This is a genomic window from Candidatus Solirubrobacter pratensis (genome assembly GCF_000425945.1).
GTDB lineage: Bacteria > Actinomycetota > Thermoleophilia > Solirubrobacterales > Solirubrobacteraceae > Solirubrobacter > Solirubrobacter pratensis.
The window spans coordinates 130,482-148,657 of record NZ_KE384482.1 but is presented as its reverse complement, the minus strand read 5'-3'; the positions used below and the strand labels follow the sequence as shown (position 1 = coordinate 148,657).

The window sequence follows — 18,176 nt, the reverse complement described above, 5'->3', positions numbered from 1 at the left end:
GCTGCGATTCAGAGCGCCTCGTTCGGGCGCTGGAAGACGATCTCCGGGATGACGCAGTTCGGCGAGAGGCGCAGCAGGAAGCGGACGGCCTCGGCGATGTCGGAGGTGCGGATCATCTCCTCCGCCGGGATCGCCTCCTTGACGAAGTCCGCCATCGGCGTGTCGACGAAGCCGGGGGCGAGCGCGACCGACTTGACGCCCTCGCCGGCAAGCTCCCGGTTCATGGCCTGGGTGAAGCCGATCAGGCCCGCCTTGGTCGCCGAGTAGACCGAGAGCCACGCCTGGCCTGACTTGCCGCTGATCGAGGCGAGGTTGACCACGAGCGCGTTGCGGTGCTCGGCTCCCGCGGCGCGGAGCAGGTCGGCGGTCTCGCGGTAGAAGAGGATCGGGGCGCGGAGGTTGACGTCCAGCTGGAGGTCCACGCGCTTGTCGAGCATCTCCCCGACGGCGGCTCCGACGCCGACTCCGGCGCCGTTGACCAGCACGTCGAGGCGGCCGAAGCGCTCGCGATGCGCGGCGACCACGCGGGCGACGTCGTCGGCGTCGGCCATGTTGCCCGCAACGGCCTCGACGGTGAAGCCGGCTCCGCGGAGCTCCTCCGCGGCGGCCTCGAGCTTGTCGGGACGGCGGGCGGCGACGGTGAGGCCGTAGCCCTCCTCGCCGAGGACATGGGCGATGGCGAGGCCGATACCGGAGGACGCTCCGGTGACCAGCGCGGCACGGGCGGACATGACCGGTATCCAACCTAATCTCGAGCGCGGATGCGCACGGCCTGGCTCTCGATGGCGATCGTGCTCGCCCGGCTCGTCGTGCTTTGCCCGCCTCCCCGCCGGCTACTAGGGGTGGCGCGGCGGCCCGGGCGGCGAGTTCGCGATCAGGCTGTCCAGCCGCTGGTCGATGCCGGCGAGGATCTTCGTGCGCTGGTCGGCCGTGAGCTTGTTGTCCTTGACGGCCTGGTCGAGCTCCGCTGTGATCGCGGACTTCATCGCGGCCTTGAGGTCCGCGGTGGTCTTGCCCTTGTCCTTCACGAGATCGGCCAGCGACTTGCCGGCGCGCAGCTGCGTGCGCAGCTGGTCGTCGCTGAGGCCGAGGAACTTCGCGGCCGCGCTGAGCGACATCCCGGGGCCGAAGCCGAATCCGGGCCGGCCGGGCGCGCCATGGCCGTGTCCGAAGCCGGGGCCTCCACCGCCGCGCAGCCCGAGCGGCGCCAGGCCGCCACCGGACGCGATCCGCTTCTTGGCTTCGTCGCCCTGCTCCTTGGTCAGCCGCCCGGCGGCGACCGCCGCGTCGATGCGGTCGCTCGCCGCGCCCTTGAGCGCCGCGTCGAGCTTGTCGCGCGTGACATTCAGGCGCTTGGCGAGGTCGTCGAGGAACGCCTTCTGCTCAGCCGCGCGGTCCGGCGGCGTCGCGGTCGAGGACTGCTGCGTCGCCGCATACGCCCCACCGGCTCCCGCGAGCACGGCGAGTCCGGCAGCGCTCGCGGCGATCTTGCGCTTGGCACTGGACATGTGGCGATCCAACCACCAGGCCCTGAACGCCCCCTGATGTGCGTGTGAGAACAACATAAGGGGGAACTCCGGGTGGGCCGGCGGTCCGTCGCCACGTTCGTGCGGGAGAGGGGAGTCGCCTGTATTGGGGGCTCAGCCGGCGCGGCGGTGGCGCAGGAGGGGCGCAGCCGTTTCGCCGGCGAACTGCTCGCCGTTCACGCCGGTGACGAACCGCCCGCCCCGGATCAGGCCGCGGGCTTCGAGGCGGCGCAGGGCCCAGAGGATCTCTCGCCATGGAACGGCCAGCCGCTCTTTGAGGTGGATGTCGCGGAACACCACGCCCCATCGCAGCAGCAGTTGCCAGGCGACGGTCTCGGCCAGCTCCTCGACATCGTCGATCGGCTCGGCAGGGGGCAGGAGCGTCCAGCGGCCCTCTACACCCTGCCGCCATGTGCCACGTCGCCCACGGGCGCCGGGACGCGCGTACGGTCGCCGGCGGGCGAACCGGGTACGGGCGTGCAGAAGCGACCGGATGGCGTTGAATCCGTCGGCGCTGACGAGGCCGCGGGCGACGCCGTCCCATAGGCCTTCCTCGACCTCGGTGGGGAGGAGATCGGTGATGGCCTGGAGGTCGGAATGAAACAGGGCGCCGCGCCCGCGCAGGGCGTCGAGCACCTCTCGCCCGGGACCGCTGGTGGGTTCGGCGGGCGCCACGGTCCCGCGGTGGGCCTGCAGGAGCCATGGCAGATCCTGCCGGAGCATGAAGGTGATGGGCGTCCGCCGCGACGGCGTCTTGCTCGAGTGGCGAGCGTCGCCGGCCGCGGGCTCGCCGGCAGGCTCGAGGACGGACACGCGGCCCCAGGCCACCTCGCCTGACAGGCACAGGTCGTCGAGCCACTCGGGACGGTAGGACTCGACCCGCGCGGCGAGGAGCCGCTCCCATTCCCCGGCCGGCCACTCGGATCCTTGGAGCTGTTCGATGACCTCGGCCAGACCGGTCCGGCCCTGAAGACGGGTGCCCGGGGTGGCGTGCCTCCAGGACTGGAGGAAACGCTGCCACTCCTCTTGGCTGACGGGACGCGCCTCGGCCCGCCGGCGCTCCCGCGTGTAGTCGTGGATGCGGGCCAGCAGTCGGCGGGCGCACCATTGCTCGGCCCGCTCCGGCTCGAACCGTCCGCTGACCGCGAACCCGCGCGCCCGAAGGGCCTCGAGCGCGATGGTCACTGAGGACCGCGACAGGCTTGTGGCGGCGGCGAGCTCATCGGCGGTGACGGGACCACAGACGTCGAGATGCCCGCGAACGAGGGTCACAGCCGCCTCGTCGAAGGGCGCGTCGAGCTCGTCGGCCGGCCCGGGCGGGAGTCGGTGATCGGGTACCGACCTGGCGCCCGGGAACAGGGCCTCGATCTGGCCCCGGCGTTCGGTGGCCGCCCACAGGACGCTGCGCCGCCCAGGCCTGTGGATCTCGAAGCACCGGCCCGCGTTCGCCAGGACTTCGAAGTGCTCGGACCACTCGCGCCGCGGCCGGGCGGCGATGAGGGACAGCAGCACGTCGTGGAGCTCGTCGGGCCCACGCACGTCGGGGGTCGCCTCACCCCGCACCCGCTCGACGGCGTCCGGGTCGAGCCGGCCGAGCTCGCGGGGCTCCACCGGCAGTCCACGGCGCAGCGGGACCGCCCGCGACCGGCGCTCGCCGATCTCGGTGTCCTCGTCCAGGTAGGTGAAGGGTGCGCCGCCGAGGATCTCGTGGGCCAGCACGCTGGGCTCGACGGTGTCGACGAAGTGGAGGCGAATCCTCCCTTGCTCGAACCGGCGCACCAGCGCCTGCAGGCCGTCGATGTCCATCGCCTCGTTGAGGCAGTCGCCCAGGGTCTCCCGCACGAGTGGGTGATCCGGGATCTCGATGGGACCGGCCGGGGTGTTGTCCTGGCAGGCGGCGAGCGACGGAAAGACGGCGGCCATGAGGTCGGCCGCCTCCATGCGTTGGATGCTGAACGGGTTGAGCCGGCCGCCCTTGCGGCGCAGCACGGCGAGCGAACGGTTGAGGTTCCAGCGCCAGCGGGCGGTGAACATCGGGCTGCGCAGCACGGCCTGGGAGACGGCGTCCTGCACGTTGTGCGAGCGAAGGAAGACGGGCACGTCCTCGAGCGGGAACGAATGCTGGGGACCGAGCGACAGCAGTACGGCGTCGTTGCTGGCGGCCGCCTGGAGCTCGACATCGAACGTCAGGCAGAACTTCTTGCGCAGCCCGAGGCCGAGCGCCCGGTTGATCCTGGCGCCCAGCGGGGCGTGGACGATGAGTTGCATCCCACCGGTCTGGTCGAAGCACCGCTCGAACACGATGTCGTCGTGGGTCGGCAGCACCCCGCCCAGCTCGGTCCGGCCGGTCCGCAGATAGTCGACGATCAGAGCGGCGGCGACGACGTCGGCACCCGACGCGTCCTGTACGACGGCGATAGCCGCCTCCCGCCCGCCGGCGTCGAGCCGTCCTGCCACTGCGCTCCGCAGCCGCGAGACCTCCTCGGACAGCTCGTCGGTGCGCCCGGGGGCCTCGCCCAACCAGAACGGGATGGTGGGGTGCTTGCCGGCGGCGTCGCGCACCCGCATGACGCCGTTGGTGACCTGCACGACCTGCCACGGGTGGCTGCCGAGGAGAAACACGTCGCCCTGGTAGGACTCGATCGCGAAGTCCTCGTTCACGGTGCCGACGAGCACGTCGCCCGGTTCCATCAGCACGCGGTAATCGCCGGTTTCGGGAATCGCGCCGCCCGACGTGAGGGTCGCCAGCCGGGCGCCGCGGCGGCTGCGGAGCCGCCTGTTGACCCTGTCGCGATGCAGGTACGCCATGCGCCGACCGCGCCCGGTCTCGATGCCGGCCGAGACCAGCTCGACGATCTCATCGAACTCCTCGCGCGCGAGCCCCGCGTATGGCGCGGCCCGCGTGACCAGCTCGAACAGCTCGTCCTCGGCCACGCCGTCCTCGCCCCTGGCCGCCGCCTCTGCCACGATCTGCTGGGCGAGGATGTCGAGCGGCTGCTCGGGCGGATGGAGGGAATCGAGGCGCCCCCGCCTGACCGCGGCCAGCAGCGCGGCGCATTCGACGAGATCGTCCCTGGTGCTCGGGTACATGATCCCCCGCGGAACACCGCTGCGCTGGTGGTTGGCGCGGCCCACCCGCTGCACGAAGGTGGCGATGCCATGGGGCGAACCGATCTGGCACACGAGCTCGACGGGCCCGACGTCGATGCCGAGCTCCAGCGAGGCGGTGGCCACCAGGGCCCGCAGGTCGCCGGCCCGCAGGCGCTGCTCGACCCGCTGGCGACGCTCCCGCGACAGCGATCCGTGGTGGGCGGCCACCTGGTCGGCGCCCAGCCGCTCGCCCAGCTCATGGGCCACCCGCTCCGACAGCTTTCTGGTGTTGACGAACACCAAGGTGGTTCGATGGTTGGCGACGTGCGCGGCGATGAGGTCGAGGATCTCGTTGAACTGATCGCCCGAGACCGCCGCCTCGAGCTCCCCGTCGGGCAGATCCAACGACAAGTCGAGGCGCCGCCGGTCTCCGCTGTCGACGACGGTGGGGAGTGGCTCGCTCGCGCCCACCAACAGCCGTGCCGCCGTCTCCACCGGCTTGACCGTCGCCGAGAGGCCGATACGGACGGGCGGACGCTCGGTGACGGCCTGGAGCCGCTCGAGCGAGAGGGCGAGGTGCGAGCCCCGCTTGTCCCGGGCCAGGGCGTGGATCTCGTCGACGATGACGCTCTCCACGGTGGCGAGGGTGGCGCGGGACCGCTCGGCGGTCAGGTACAGGTACAGGGACTCCGGCGTGGTGACGAGGAGGTTCGGAGGTCGCCGGATCATCATCTGGCGCTCCGATGACGTGGAATCACCGGTTCGCACGCCGACGCTGATCGGTGCGGGTTCGTGGCCGATCTCCCGGGCCATCTCGGCGATCTCGGCGAGCGGCTCTTCGAGGTTGGTGTGGACGTCGACGGCCAGCGCCTTCAGCGGACTCAGATACACGACCCGAGTGACGCCCCTGATGCGTTCGCCGGCATCGTGGGCGTGATACAGAGCGTCGATGGCGGTGAGAAAGGCCGCGAGCGTCTTGCCCGAGCCGGTCGGCGCGCAGACCAGCGTGTGCCGGCCGGCGACGATCGCCGGCCAGCCGCCGGCCTGGGCCTCGGTCGGTCCATCGGGAAACCGCCGCGTGAACCACGCCCGTACCGCCGGATGGAATCGCTCGAGGATCTCGGGCGCATCGGAACCGGCGGACGTCGACGGCAGCGAACGCACAACCATCAGTGCATCACAGCGGGTGTCTCGCCATCATCCGCGCGGGCGGGCACGGCTGCGGACATTGTGCGCTCGGCAGCGCCGGCACCGGCGCGGCGATCGCGACGGCGCAGGCGCTCCGCCAACGCGGTCGGGTGGGGTTCCGGCAGCGATCAACCTGACAGGACGCTAGGAGTCTGCCAGCCATGCCAGCCAGCGGCCGTGCGACCAGCAGCGGCCAATGGCGTCGGCGCGCCGAGCCGACCGGTCGAACACCGCCAGGCCGATGATGCTGTGGCCAGAGGCGCGGCGATCGCCAAGTGTCGGTATCGCCGGCGCGACTCCGACGCCCTCCGCTGACACCCACGCCACCGTCCGGCCGGCCGCCGCTTCGTCGAGGCGCTGCAGGAAGCGCAGGCGGCTCGCGAGCGGGAAGTGCGAGAGCGCCCACGTCGTGGTGACGACAGGCAGGGCGTCCGCGGGCACACGGGCAAAGGCGCCGGGCAGCACCTCGACGGCGTCACCTTGCAGCAGCAGCGCAGGGGCCGTGGCTGTCAAGGCCATCTCCGCTTCGAGCCTCGCGACCCGCTCCGGCTGATCCGGCCACAGGCAGGCGCGCAACCAGCGGGCGTCATCCGCGTCGGTCACGTCGACCGGATCGAGGTCGACGCCGACCCGGGCGACGAGCTCGGGCATCGCCCGCGTCGGGATGGGCCGGTCTCCCACGATCGAACACGACAGTTGCACGGGAGATGACGGGTCGCCCAGCGATTGTCCGTTGCTGTACGTGATGCCAACGCGATCGACATTGAGATTGAGCCCAGCCGAACAGCCCACGTCGATCAGCCCGACCGCATTCGCGCCTACCCGTCGCGCCGCCTCGGCGATGGCCGGATAGAGCACGGCGCAGTGTCCGGTCTCGTTGGTCTTGGTCTGCCGGCGCACGGCGATGGCCACGACCGAGTCGGTCATTCGCAGCAGCGTGTCGATCGCTGCGCCGGCGGCAGCGTCGCCGTCCGCAGCGGCATAGGCCGCGGCAAGCGCCGGGGCGCGTCCGGCGAGGGCGAGGTCGTGCAGGGCGGCGAGGATCACCGTGGGGTGCCGCTTGCGCGCCGGCGCCGCCTCGATCGCGCGCAGCGCCTCGCCGGACTCACTCAGGGCGACGGCGACGCGCTCGTACAGCGGCGATCTTTCGGCGGCGTCGACCTCACCGAAGTGTCGGTACACCTGAGCGAGTTTGGCCGCTGCTATCAGGGGAGGCGTGGCTGTCACGTTCAACCCCACAGCATCCTGCCCGCGCGCGACCGGCTCGAGTCGCAACCTTCCTTGCCTCGATCTTCGGCCTGCCCGAGCCCGAGGACTGGGGACCCTTCACGACGGTGACCCTGGACGCCGGCGTGTCGATCCGGTTCGCCGAGATGCCCGTCGGGATGAGGCCGCCGACTCGCGAGCTGACGAAGGGCGTCCTCGAGGTCCTCGACGGGCGACCTCGGTGCGGGACGCAGGGAGCCTCCCGGGCGGGTTCGGGCAGCCCCCGTTCGGGGTTCGAGATCCCGAAGTCAACAGGCGGGGTGAGCGCCGCGTAGAGGCCTGCCAGCCGCCCTGGAACGCGGGCGCTGCGGGAGGACACTGGTAGGTGTCATGAACTCCTCGCTGGTCCACCTGCCCGTCCTCGCCACCACCGTTCGCCGCCCCGCCTCGCACGCCTTCGTCGTCCCGGTCGTGCGTGAGCTTCCCGCGCAGTCGATGCGCGTCTCGGCCGGCTCGGCCTGGTAGCCGGGGACGAGTCAGCGCCTCGCTGCGTACCCGCGGCGGGTTCGCCCGGCTTGATCACCCGCTTTGGATGAGGCGCCCGCCGGAGCGGACGGCCATCGTGATCGTGATGCCGACGGTCGTCCAGGTCCACCCGCTTCATTCACAGAGCCCCGACTGAGCCCCGCGCTCGGCCGCGACCTGTCTGCGTGAGCACATGCTGCCGCGCCTGCGGAAGCGAATCGACCGGTGGATCGAGCAACTCGCCGCAAACCCGTTCGAGCGGGCGTGGCGCGGGATCGCGATCGTGACGGTGGCCGTGACGATCGCCGGGGGTGTGCTCGTGCGGCTCACCGACCGGGCGAACATCTCGAGCCTGACCGCCGGGTTCTGGTGGTCGTTGCAGACGATCACGACCGTGGGTTACGGCGACGTCGTGCCCGGCTCCGTGGCCGGGCGCGTGGCCGCGGCGGTCGTGATGCTGGTCGGACTGAGCTTCCTGGCCGTGACGACCGCCGCCGTGACGAACGCGTTCGTTCAAGCGGCGGCGCGGCGGCGCGGCGCCCGCCCGGACGAGGCCGTTCTTGCCGAGGTCAGGCAGATGCGGAGCGAGCTGGCAGAGCTGCGGGCCGAGGTGCGTGCCGCCGGCGCGCCGCCGGCGAAGGACGCGCTCGATTCCCGAACCTGGTGTTCGGCGGCGACGTGCACGTCGTGTGGGAGAAGTTCTGCCGCTACTTCGACGTGGAGCCGCGGATCATCCCGCTGAAACCCGACAAGTACACGATCGGCCCGGAGGACGTGGAGCCGTTCGTCGACCAGAACACGATCGGCGTCGCGGCCGTCCTCGGCACGACCTTCACCGGCCACGCCGACGACATCCGCGGGATCAACGACCTGCTCGTCCGCATGCGCGATGAGAAGGGCCTCGACGTCCCGCTGCACGTCGACGCCGCCAGCGGCGGGTTCGTGTGGCCGTTCCTGTACCCGGACTCCGCGTGGCGACCCGGGCGCGGAGCAGCTGCCGCTCGTGGCGTTCCAGCTCGCGGAGGAGCGCGACTACGACGAGTTCGACATCGCGTGACAGCTGGCCGCCGAGCGCGGCTGGATGGTGCCCGCCTACACGCTGCCGCCCAACGCCGATCACGTGACCATCATGCGCGCGCTCGTGAAGCTGACGCTCGGCCACGGCCTCGCCTCGACGCTGGCGTCCGACATCGCGCAGGCGTGTAAGACGCTCGACCGCAAGGGCGGCCTGCACGAGCTCGACCGCACGCGCGTGAAGACGGGAACCGGATACTGAGCGCGGCCAGGGGCGTCATCGCCGGTGCGCCCGCAGCCGGAGTCACTCCCCGGAGCCGGTGTCCTCGGCGTGGTAGGAGGCGAGCAGCCGCTTCTCCGCCTCGGCCTTCGGGAACTTGAAGAACACGAGCGCGGCGCCGAGCAGCACGGCGACGATCCCGGCCAGGTAGGCCCACTGGTCGCCCTGCAGGAACGCCGTCTTGGCGCCCGCGATGATCGCGTCCTGCGTCGACTCGGGATAGCGCTGGGCGGTGTCCGCCGCGCTCGAGAACGACTTCGTGAGCTCGGTCTGGACGGTGTCGTTGACGCTCTTGCCCGAGGCTGCGATCGCCGCGCCGCCGGCGGCTGCGTAGCCCGCGGTGAGCAGCGCACCGAAGATCGACTGCATGATCGCGCCGCCGAGGTCGCGCTGGAGGTCCGCGGTGCCGGACGCCATGCCGACGCGCTTGACCGGCACCGAGCCGGTGAGCGAGTGCGACGCCGGCGTGCCGGCGAGGCCGACGCCGATGCCGATGAAGGCGTAGCCGAGCGCGACCTTCCAGTACGCGATCCCCTCCTTCCACAGCAGCAGCATCGTGAGGAAGCCCAGCAGCACGAACACGTAGCCGGACAGCAGCGTCTGCCGCGCGCCGTTGCGCTCGACGAGCTTCGCGGAGCGCGGCGCCACCAGGACCATGCAGGCGGCCGCGGGCAGGATCGCGAGCCCGGCGTCGACGGTCGAGTAGTCCAGCACGTTCTGGAGGAACTGCTGACCGATGAACATGGCTCCCATGAGTGAGCCGAAGACGATCAGTCCGGCGCAGGCCGCCACCCAGAACGTGGGCCGGGAGGCGGAGTTCAGGTCATACAGCGGATTCGGAGCCCGTCGCTGGCGCAGGAAGAACGCGACCAGCGCGGCGGCGGCGATCGCGAACAGCCCGAGCACGAGCGCGGTCTCGCCGGGAACCGGCGCGAAGTTGATCCCGAGGAGCAGCGCCGCGACGAGCACGACCGAGAGGATGCCGCCGAGGTTGTCGACGGGATCGGTCGACTCGTTGACGTGACTCGGCACCAGCAGCACTGCCATCACGAGCGCCACGACCGCGAGCGGCAGCGTGATCAGGAACACCGACCCCCACCAGTGGTGCTCGAGCAGGATCCCCGCGCAGAGCGGGCCCAGGGAGCTGATCGCGCCGCCCGTGGCCGCCCACAGCGCGATCGAGCGCGTCCGAGCAGGCCCCGACCACAGCGCCGTGATCAGCGCGAGCGTCGTCGGGTAGGCCATGCCGGCGGCCAGGCCGCCGATGATCCGGGCGGCGATCAGGACGCCCTGGGACGGCGCCCAGGCCGCGAGGCAGGCCGCCGGCACGGACAGCGCCATGCCGAGAACGAGCAGGAGCTTGCGGCCGTAGCGGTCGCCGACCGCTCCCAGATAGAGCACCGAGGCCGCGAGCCCGAGCGAGTAGCCGACCGCGATCAGGTTCAGCGACGTCTGCGACGCGTCGAAGTGCTTGCCGATCGCCGGCAACGCGACGTTGGCGACCGCGAGGCCGAGGTTCGCCACCGCCGCGACCGCGATCAGCGACGCGAGGATCAGCCCCGCGCGCGCCGGCGAGCTCGAAGGCTCGGCGGCGGCGCGCGGGGCGGTCTCGGCGGTTCTGCTCATCTCACCACCCTTTCGGCTGCGGCCCGGGGCTCTCTCGATCAATCCGTGGCATCGTCGAGCGCCCGCGGCCCCCGCGCGTCACCCCGATCGAGTGATGTGCAGCCTTCCGGCTCCGACAGAGGTTCGACGCGGCGCTATGACGGGCTAGAACGGCACACCACGCCGGCGCCCGACGGGCGCGATCCCGCCGACGAGGACATGCACGCTCGCGGGCCGTGAGGAGGGCGCACGAAGGGCGCCGGCGGGTTGGGGGGAGTGATGGGTGTCGACGGCCCGGCGGCCGCCGGGAGGACGGTTCGGTCAGCAGCTGGACCCGGTCGAAACCCACCTGTGCTCAGTCGTTCTCGGGCGTAGGATCCCCCCTGCGACTTTTCTCGGCATTTGGGAGGGGGTTGTGGCGGTCTTCGACGACAGAGCGTCTGGCAGCTATCAGCTCGATGTTGTCGTGCGGGGACCCCACGCAACAGCAGGCGCGGCACGCGATACCGCGATCGAGCGCGACTACGAGGCGCTGCGCCGCCCCCTGCGCGCGATGGTCCAGACCGACTTCCCGTGGCTGCGGGACTTCGACGGGCTCTACCAAGAGGCGTGGACCGAGCTGCTCGAGCTCGAGGCTCGCGGCGAGGTGGTGCAGAATCGCAAGGCGCTGCTGAAGAAGATCGCGTGGCGTCGCGCGCTGGACTCGTCGCGGCATCGTCGGCTCGTCTCGGTGGATCCGTCTGGGCCGCTGATCGCGGACACCCCAGACGACGCGCCGGCCCCGGACGAGGCTGTGCAGATCCACCTCACAGCCGAGGCGCTGCGCCTTCCTCGTCAGTGAGCAGCTGCCGGATCAGGGCGAGGCGATGGTGTTGGCTGAGCGGGGTGCGGTTTGCGGGTGTGCTGGTGCGGGGTCGTCACGCGGGCCAGCAGCTTGATGCGCGTCGCCCAGCGCAGGAACGCGTGGGTGAGCGGCCGGGCGATGTAGGCGCCGGCGTACCAGGCATCGACTTCGGCAGCCTGCGCGCCGCCGACGGGAACATCCACGCGGGGGCCACCCTGCGCGAAAGCCCCAACGGCAACCAGCCCGGCTACTGACGGGGCGCGGAGAACGGCCGTTCCGAAGCGGGGGCACCGCCGGCCCGGTCGATGGCACGCAGCTCGTCGAGGCTGTCGGCGAGGGTGCGGCCTGCCAATGCGGCGAGGACGGCTGCTTCGGTCTCGTTGGTGAGCTGGACGAAGTACTCAGCGGAATGGTTGGTGACCAGGCACTCCCGGGGTCCCTCGGGCCGGGGGGCCCACAGCGGCTTGTCGCCGATGGATGAGCAGTAGATCTCTCGCAGTGTGATCTGGTCCGCAGACCGGCCGAGGCGGACGCCGCCGCCGCGGCCCTTGATGGACGCGACGAGAGCGTCCTGCACCAGCGGGACCATCAGCTTGCGCACGAGACTGGGGTTCGTGTTCAGGCTCCTGGCGAGTTGGGTCGAGCTGAGGACGGGACTGCCCTCTTCCTCGGCATGGCCGAGCAGGAGCATGGCCTTCAAGGCGCTGGAGAACCTCACGTCCAGCATGCTCGTACCTCTTTCTTCCGCCGTTTGGTCGGGGTGGCTCCCGACCCCAGTATTAGCAACTCTTATAGTTGCATTTATGCCCGGGATATGTACTTTACATGGATGCATATTACAAGCGAACCGGGAAACGTGATGAGCGCCGAGAGCGAGATCAGGGAGATCATTTCCCGATACACCCGGGCTGCGGACTCGCGCGACGGCGAGGCGCTGGCAAAGCTCTGCGAGGCCGACGCAGTCGTCGAGATCTACTACCGCGGGCCCGATGGGATGGAGTTGCTCGGAACCCTCTCCGGAGGAGAGCAGATCGCAGCGGCCATGACCACGGCAATGGCGCCGCACCCGCCCCTGGGCTGGAGCCACCACACCACCTACGACCACCTGGTCTCCGTCGACGGCGACGAGGCCGGCATCGATACCCAGTTCATCACCTTCGACGTCGTCGGAACCACGAAGCCCGAGGCCGGGTGGCCCGTCGGCACCTTCGGCGCCCAGGGCACCATCAAGCCCATCGAGTCCGGGTACTACCGCTTCGCCTTCCGTCGGACCGACGGCGGATGGCGCATCCGCCACCTGGACGTCATCCACGACATCCCCTACGTCTTCTGATCACGGCCGGACAGGCGACGGCCCCGCCCGCTGGGGCGGAGCCGGGTCTGTTCGGACCAACGGGTCTAAACCGGGTGCGGCACGCGGCTCGGTCCGAGGCGCAGCGGCCGGACACCACGTCCTTCAGCGGCGGACGCTCGCGGCGTGACGGGCGCCCGACGGCGGGTGCGAGCGATCGCATCTCGCGCGGGCGCTGCGCCGCAATCGACTTCCATCACGGTCATCACCGACTCCTCCGAAGGCCCATGCCGCTCGAGGAACGCGCGCGCCGCATTCGCACCGTCGATCTCGAAGCGCTCGCGCTCGGAGCGGTGGCCCTCGATGAGTCCCACGTCGTGAAACATCGCGCCGACGTAGAGCAGTTCGGGGTCGAAGTCGAGCGCCAGACTCTTCCGCTGCGCCCGTCGCTCCGGCGCCGACGGACCGGAGTGCCGGCGCGGGCGATCGGCGCCGAGTCCGGGCCGGCGACCCCGCCGCCTGACCGCCCCGCGCCCGTCTCGGGCCCTAGACCAGTGCCGTCGCCTCCGCCAGGCCGCGCTTGACGTTCCGGGTGAGCTCGTCTCCTATCACCTCGGTGTCGCCCGCCTCGATGCCGTCGAGCGCGGCTGCGGCGACCGCGGCCGGGTCGGTCTTGTTCTCGGGCGCGACGTAGGAGGCCATGTCGGTGTCCATGTAGCCGACGTGCAGCGCCGTCACGCTGATGCCAGAGGGCGCGAGCTCCTGGCGGATCACGTTCGTCATCGCCCATGCGGCGGCCTTGGCGGCGCTGTAGGCGCCGTAGTCGGGCAGGTGGCGCCACGAGAGGACGGAGAGCACGTTGAGGATCGCGCCGCCGCCGTTGGCGGCGATCGCGGGTGCCAGCGCGCGCGTCGTGGCGAGCGTGCCGAAGAAGTGCGTCTGCAGCTCGAGCCGGATCTGGTCGAAGTCGCCGTCGGTCAGCCGCGTGTGCGTCGAGATGCCGGCGTTGTTGACGAGCAGCGTCGTGTCTGACGCGAGCGCGGCCGCCTGCACGATCGATTCCGGGTCGGTGAGGTCGAACCGGACGGGCACGACCCCGGGCAGGTCCACGCGCTCGGGGTTGCGCGCCGCGGCGTAAACCCTGGTCGCGCCGCGCTCGAGGAGCTGGGAGGCGAAATGGCGGCCGAGGCCGCGGTTGGCGCCGGTGACGAAGGCGACCGAGTTCTCGATGTTCACGGGGATCTCCTTGGGGAGGGTTGAAGCTCGAGCCGATACTACACCGATCGTTCTCAAATAGCTAAACTCTGTTCTAGAGGCAGACAGACGGAGTCAGTGAACGTGGCGCGACACAAGGAGTTCGATCCCGACCAAGCCCTCGAACGGGCGATGCGGCTCTTCTGGGAGCGCGGCTACGAGAGGACGTCGGTGCAGGACCTCGTGGAGCGGACGGGCGTCCACAAGCGCAGCATGTACGACACCTTCGGTCACAAGCACAGTCTCTATCTGCGCTCTCTCGACCGCTATGTCGGTGCGGCGCGGGCCGATCTGGCCGCGACCCTGGACGGGGCGCAGAGCCCGCGCGCGGCGCTGCGCGCCCTGCTCTCGACGTCGATCAACGACGGCAGCAACCCGCGCGGGTGCTTCGCGGTCAACTGCGCATCGGAGACTGCGCTCGACGACCCGGAGGTCGCGCGCCGGGTGGGCGACTTCTTCGCCGCCTCCGAGCGGCTCATCCTCGACCTCGTGCTCGAGGGCCAGCGCGCCGGCGAGATCCCCGCCCGGCATGAGCCCGAGGCCTTGGCGAACGCCCTGCACAACGGCTGGATCGGCGTCCGCATCCAGGCGCGCGCGGGTCGCGAGCCCGAGCAGATCGCGCAGATGATCGACGGGCTGCTGGCGCTGCTCGACTGAGCCGCAGCCGCTCGCGCCTACGGCGTCGTCGAGACGTACACGAGGAGGTGGCGGATCACGGTGCGAGCTTCGCCGTACCGGTGGAGCGCCGTTTGGTAGTGGGCGTCTTCCTTGCGATCGCCGGCCACAACACGGAGACGACCGCCTCCGGGAGCTCCTTCTTGCTCTCGCCCCGGTAGAAGGCGGCGAAGTAGCTGCCGAAGCACATCATGGCGATGGTGTGCTTGTCGACGTCGCCACGCACGGCGCCGCGTTGCTGGAGCTGCGACAGCACGTTCTCGACCAGGCTGACGCGTGGTTCCACCGCGTGCTTGCGAAGGGTGTCGAGCAGTTCCGGGGTGCGGCTCGCCTCCCCGGCGAAGTTGCCCATCAGCACCATGGCGTCCGGATTGAAATACGCGGGGTCAAGGCGGCGGACGGCCTCGACGAGGGCGTCCCGTGGCTCGATCCCGCTCAGGTCCAGGGTGTACAGGTCCTGCTGCCTGCGGAAGCCGTAGTCCAGCGCGTCGACGACCAGATCGAACTTGGTGCTCCATCGCCGGTAGAGCGTCGGTCGGCTGACGTTCGCATCGGCGACGATGTCGCCGATGGTCATGCGCGAGTAGCCGTCCCGGACGAGGCGGTCGCGGGTGGCCTGGATGATCGCCTCATCGAGTGCGGCATCGCGTGGCCGGCCGCCGCGACGCAGGCGGGTGGCACCAATGTCCGCTCGCTCGTTCGTCGCTTCGCGTGCTCGGGCCATGAACCCACCTCGTCCGCGATGTCGACCACCGCCGCTACCTGGACAATTACGGTCATTCATCGTAACGGAACTGGCTCCGGCCGTCCTGACCCCCGAAGGTGCCGGATCCAGGGTCCGAGGTCGTCGGCGGGGTTACGTTACGACTATCACTCGTAACGTAACCTTTGGGATCCGCGCAGGCCCCAGCTGAACCGAAAGGCGTCGACGATGACCACCGCCAAGGACCTGATCGACCGGAGCATCCCGTTCCTCGATGAGGTCAAGCACCGGACTGCGGGCGGGGAGCTGGAGACCTGGCTGAACACCAACTACGGACCTGGGAGCGACTTGTACGACGACCTGGCCCGCATGATCACGGACGGCGTCAGCGACGGCTGGGCGGCGAACGTGGAGCTGGATGGCCGCAAGTACCGGCGCGGCCGCATCGCCGAACCGCGCGACGTCCTGAACTACTTCAGCATCACGGCCGTCTACATGGACAGCGTCGAGCCGTATCGCGGGCAATACCACCAGCACCCGTACGGCGAGATCAACCTCGTCGTGCCGCTGGATGCCGACGCCAAGTTGATGGGGCCGCGTGGGTGGAGCGGGCCGGGCTGGACGGCGCCGGGACCGGGCAGCCACCACTACCCGGAGGTCAAGGGGGGCGCGCTGATCGCGCTGTTCTACCTGCCGGCAGGCCGAATCTCCTACGACATCGCCCCGCCCGCCGCCTGATGGACGCCGTGCCCCACATGGGCATGGAGATCCCGCCGCCGATGCCCGGCGTGAAGGCGACCTCGAGCGAGAACGACACCGGACCGGGTGGCGGCGTCGTGGCCCCCGTGACGACGATCGAGGAGGCTCTGCTCACGCGGCGCAGCTGCCGCGCGTTCCTGCCGACGCCGGTGCCGCGCGCGGACGTCGAGCGACTGCTCGCGCTGGCGGCCCGGTCACCCAGCAACTCCGACTCCCAGCCATGGCAGGTGCATGTCCTGACCGGCGCCGCGAAGCGCGCCCTGACCGCCGACCTCGTGCGCGCGTACGACGCCGGACGCGAAGCCGACGTCGGTGAGTTCGACTATCAGCCACGCGCGGACCAATGGCCCGAGCCGTTTCGCTCACGTCGCCGCCGGTTCGGGGAGAGCTTGTACCGGGACACGCTCGGGATGGCGAAGGACGACATCGCCGGCCGCCGCGCGCACCGTCGGCGCAACTACGACTTCTTCGGCGCGCCGGTCGGGATCCTCCTCACCGTCAGCCGCGCGCCGTTGCTCGGCGCGCTGGTGGACGCCGGGTTGTTCCTGGAGGCGCTGATGCTGGCCGCCCGCGGGAGCGGGTTGCACACGTGCGCCCAGGCGTCGCTGACCGACTACCACACGATCCTGCGGCGGCACGTGACGATTCCCGACGACTACGTCGTCGTATGCGGGGTCGCGCTGGGATACGCCGACGACAGCCACCGTCTCAGCACGCTTCGCACGACCCGTGAGCCGGTCGCGTCGTTCGCCACGTTCTACTCCGACGTGACACGGCGAGCCGACTCGGCATGACGGTCGCAGGCCACGCCGTCGAGCCGCGGCGCGCGCGTGAATGTGGCGCTGGGTCTCGCTTGGGCTACGGTCGGCGAAGAGCTTCGGCGTGGCGGGATCGACGTGGCTCGTGCGCTATTGGCTGTCCCGCATGACACGGAGGGTTCGATGTCGGATCGTGCATGGTCGGGGTGGCGGCGATGGCCGACGGCGGCTTTGTGATCGCCGACTTCGGCAACCATCGCGTGCTGCGGGTGTGGCCGGACGGGACCATCACAACCGTCGCAGGGACCACGCCGGGGCTCTCGGGTGACGACGGGCCGGCGACCGCCGCCCAACTCAGCGGCCCGATCGCGGTGGCGGCGACGGCTGACGGCGGGTTTGTGATCGCCGACGCGAACAACGATCGTGTGCGGCGGGTGTCGCCGGGCGGGACGATCACCACCGTCGCCGGGAGCACGCACGGGCTCTCGGGTGACGGCGGGCCGGCGACCGCCGCCCAACTGTTCGGTCCGCACGGGGTGGCGGCGACGGCCGAGGGCGGCCTGCTGATCACCGACCGGCACAACGATCGCGTGCGATTCGTCGACGCCGACCTGCGCGGCCCCGCCAGCGGCCCAACCGGACCCACCGGCCTCCAGGGCACGACCGGGGCAACACGGCCCCAGGGCGCGACCGGGGCAGGGCCCGAGGGGGCAACCGGGGCAACAGGGCCTGCCGGAGCGGCCGGCCCGTCGGGTCCCGTCGGTCCGACGGGGCCCGTCGGGCCGGGACAGGTGGTTGACCGGCTTGCGGTCGTTCTCGCCGTCGACCGCCTGCGTGCCCGCCCGCTCCAGCGCCTGATGCTGCGCTACGTCGCCACCCGCACAGCGACGGTCGAGCTGCGCGCGCTGCGCGGCGCTCGCCGCGTCGCCCGCGTGCGGGGCAACGGGCGCAGCGGACGCAACACGATCCGCCTGCGCGCCCCACGCGGCGCGGGCCGCTACCGGATAGTGCTCACCGCCGTGACCGACGACGGCCGGCGCAAGACCGACCGCGCGTGGCTCACCATCACCGCATCCCGCCGCGCGCTGAACGCTCGCCCGGCCCGCCCCAGGGCTGTCCGCCGCTGGGCCGAACGTGGCTCCAGGTCGCGACGGCTGGCCGCCGTGTTGCCGGTGGCCGGCCGGAGCCGAAGCGACGCGAAGTGGTTTGCGCCGCGACACCCGGTGTGCGGGAAGCCGTAGAGCCGCGCTGTACGTCTGTCAAGCCAAAGCTGACAACCGTGGCGCGCGCGAGGTGGTCACGACCACCCCTAGGAGGCCTACCGGGGGACGCTGTCGTCCCCGACCCTACTCACCGCAACCCCATTGTCTTCCAAGAGGAGGATCGCAGTGAATGTGCAACAGGTGTTCCGGGCTAGGGTCATGACGCGTCGCATCGCCAGGCACGCCTACTGCGTGC

Annotated in this window: 18 protein-coding genes and 2 pseudogenes; 10 read left to right on the top strand and 10 right to left on the bottom strand. The window is 70.9% G+C overall.

Annotated features, from left to right (window positions below):
* Nucleotides 1–8: 8 nt before the first annotated feature.
* The 4 genes from H958_RS0133655 to H958_RS0133640 all read right to left on the bottom strand — a co-directional run bounded on the left by H958_RS0133655 (nt 9) and on the right by H958_RS0133640 (nt 7,013).
* On the bottom strand, nt 9–731 hold the full coding sequence (locus tag H958_RS0133655; protein WP_028061864.1) for an SDR family NAD(P)-dependent oxidoreductase: 723 nt from the start codon (nt 729–731) through the stop codon (nt 9–11).
* Nucleotides 732–836: 105 nt separating this feature from the next.
* Nucleotides 837–1,508 (bottom strand): hypothetical protein, encoded by a 672-nt coding sequence (locus H958_RS44650; RefSeq protein ID WP_028061863.1) that lies wholly within the window; start codon nt 1,506–1,508, stop codon nt 837–839.
* Between the two features lie 132 nt (nt 1,509–1,640).
* Nucleotides 1,641–5,786 (bottom strand): DEAD/DEAH box helicase, encoded by a 4,146-nt coding sequence (locus H958_RS42395; RefSeq protein ID WP_081686554.1) that lies wholly within the window; start codon nt 5,784–5,786, stop codon nt 1,641–1,643.
* A 162-nt stretch (nt 5,787–5,948) separates the two neighbouring features.
* Nucleotides 5,949–7,013, bottom strand: coding sequence for a DUF2332 domain-containing protein (locus H958_RS0133640; RefSeq protein ID WP_028061862.1), 1,065 nt, complete (start codon nt 7,011–7,013; stop codon nt 5,949–5,951).
* Between the two features lie 387 nt (nt 7,014–7,400).
* Here H958_RS0133640 and H958_RS48845 point away from each other — a divergent pair, with 387 nt between their 5' ends.
* From H958_RS48845 to H958_RS48635, 4 genes and pseudogenes are all read left to right on the top strand, one after another.
* Nucleotides 7,401–7,535, top strand: a complete 135-nt coding sequence (locus H958_RS48845) for a hypothetical protein (protein ID WP_255325486.1) — start codon at nt 7,401–7,403, stop codon at nt 7,533–7,535.
* Between the two features lie 193 nt (nt 7,536–7,728).
* Nucleotides 7,729–8,277 (top strand): potassium channel family protein, encoded by a 549-nt coding sequence (locus tag H958_RS48055; RefSeq protein WP_051325182.1) that lies wholly within the window; start codon nt 7,729–7,731, stop codon nt 8,275–8,277.
* Nucleotides 8,199–8,438: pseudogene (locus H958_RS49315) on the top strand (pyridoxal-dependent decarboxylase); the annotation flags it as partial. The gene H958_RS48055 and the pseudogene H958_RS49315, both read left to right, overlap by 79 nt.
* Before the next feature lie 181 nt (nt 8,439–8,619).
* Nucleotides 8,620–8,811, top strand: coding sequence for a hypothetical protein (locus H958_RS48635; protein WP_231379427.1), 192 nt, complete (start codon nt 8,620–8,622; stop codon nt 8,809–8,811).
* 42 nt (nt 8,812–8,853) lie between these two features.
* On the opposite strand, the gene H958_RS0133600 is transcribed toward H958_RS48635, so the two are convergent.
* On the bottom strand, nt 8,854–10,455 hold the full coding sequence (locus tag H958_RS0133600; RefSeq protein WP_028061859.1) for an MFS transporter: 1,602 nt from the start codon (nt 10,453–10,455) through the stop codon (nt 8,854–8,856).
* Between the two features lie 394 nt (nt 10,456–10,849).
* Here H958_RS0133600 and H958_RS0133595 point away from each other — a divergent pair, with 394 nt between their 5' ends.
* Entirely contained in the window at nt 10,850–11,275 is a 426-nt protein-coding gene (locus tag H958_RS0133595; RefSeq protein ID WP_028061858.1) for a sigma-70 RNA polymerase sigma factor region 4 domain-containing protein, read from the top strand.
* Here the strand turns inward: H958_RS0133595 and H958_RS47195 are convergent.
* Together H958_RS47195 and H958_RS0133590 are read right to left on the bottom strand one after the other, a co-directional pair.
* Complete coding sequence (locus H958_RS47195; protein ID WP_156028483.1) at nt 11,269–11,481, bottom strand: hypothetical protein; 213 nt, start codon at nt 11,479–11,481, stop codon at nt 11,269–11,271. The two genes, H958_RS0133595 and H958_RS47195, sit on opposite strands and share 7 nt — an antisense overlap.
* 44 nt (nt 11,482–11,525) lie before the next feature.
* Nucleotides 11,526–12,005 carry an Rrf2 family transcriptional regulator gene (locus H958_RS0133590; RefSeq protein ID WP_028061857.1) on the bottom strand — a complete coding sequence of 160 codons (480 nt, stop codon included), beginning with the start codon at nt 12,003–12,005 and terminating at the stop codon, nt 11,526–11,528.
* A 132-nt stretch (nt 12,006–12,137) separates the two neighbouring features.
* Here H958_RS0133590 and H958_RS0133585 point away from each other — a divergent pair, with 132 nt between their 5' ends.
* The gene (locus H958_RS0133585) at nt 12,138–12,611 is read left to right on the top strand and encodes a nuclear transport factor 2 family protein (RefSeq protein WP_028061856.1); all 474 of its coding nucleotides are present in this window, start codon (nt 12,138–12,140) and stop codon (nt 12,609–12,611) included.
* Between the two features lie 215 nt (nt 12,612–12,826).
* Here H958_RS0133585 and H958_RS49310 read toward each other — a convergent pair.
* Nucleotides 12,827–13,009: pseudogene (locus H958_RS49310) on the bottom strand (HD domain-containing protein); the annotation flags it as partial.
* A 106-nt stretch (nt 13,010–13,115) separates the two neighbouring features.
* A complete protein-coding gene (locus H958_RS0133575) occupies nt 13,116–13,805 on the bottom strand; it encodes an SDR family oxidoreductase (protein ID WP_028061854.1) in 690 nt (229 codons plus the stop codon).
* A 102-nt stretch (nt 13,806–13,907) separates the two neighbouring features.
* On the opposite strand from H958_RS0133575, the gene H958_RS0133570 reads away from it, so the two are divergent.
* On the top strand, nt 13,908–14,480 hold the full coding sequence (locus H958_RS0133570; protein ID WP_028061853.1) for a TetR/AcrR family transcriptional regulator: 573 nt from the start codon (nt 13,908–13,910) through the stop codon (nt 14,478–14,480).
* A gap of 55 nt (nt 14,481–14,535) precedes the next feature.
* Here the strand turns inward: H958_RS0133570 and H958_RS0133565 are convergent, their stop codons facing one another.
* Entirely contained in the window at nt 14,536–15,222 is a 687-nt protein-coding gene (locus H958_RS0133565; RefSeq protein WP_028061852.1) for a TetR/AcrR family transcriptional regulator, read from the bottom strand.
* A gap of 207 nt (nt 15,223–15,429) precedes the next feature.
* On the opposite strand from H958_RS0133565, the gene H958_RS0133560 reads away from it, so the two are divergent.
* From H958_RS0133560 to H958_RS48940, 3 genes are all read left to right on the top strand, one after another.
* Nucleotides 15,430–15,939: a DUF4863 family protein gene (locus tag H958_RS0133560; RefSeq protein ID WP_028061851.1), complete on the top strand. Its 510-nt coding sequence runs from the start codon at nt 15,430–15,432 to the stop codon at nt 15,937–15,939.
* On the top strand, nt 15,939–16,754 hold the full coding sequence (locus H958_RS42380) for a nitroreductase (RefSeq protein WP_196807705.1): 816 nt from the start codon (nt 15,939–15,941) through the stop codon (nt 16,752–16,754). The genes H958_RS0133560 and H958_RS42380 overlap by 1 nt, the downstream gene beginning before the upstream one ends.
* A 161-nt stretch (nt 16,755–16,915) precedes the next feature.
* Complete coding sequence (locus H958_RS48940) at nt 16,916–17,959, top strand: NHL repeat-containing protein (RefSeq protein WP_051325180.1); 1,044 nt, start codon at nt 16,916–16,918, stop codon at nt 17,957–17,959.
* Nucleotides 17,960–18,176 lie beyond the last annotated feature (217 nt).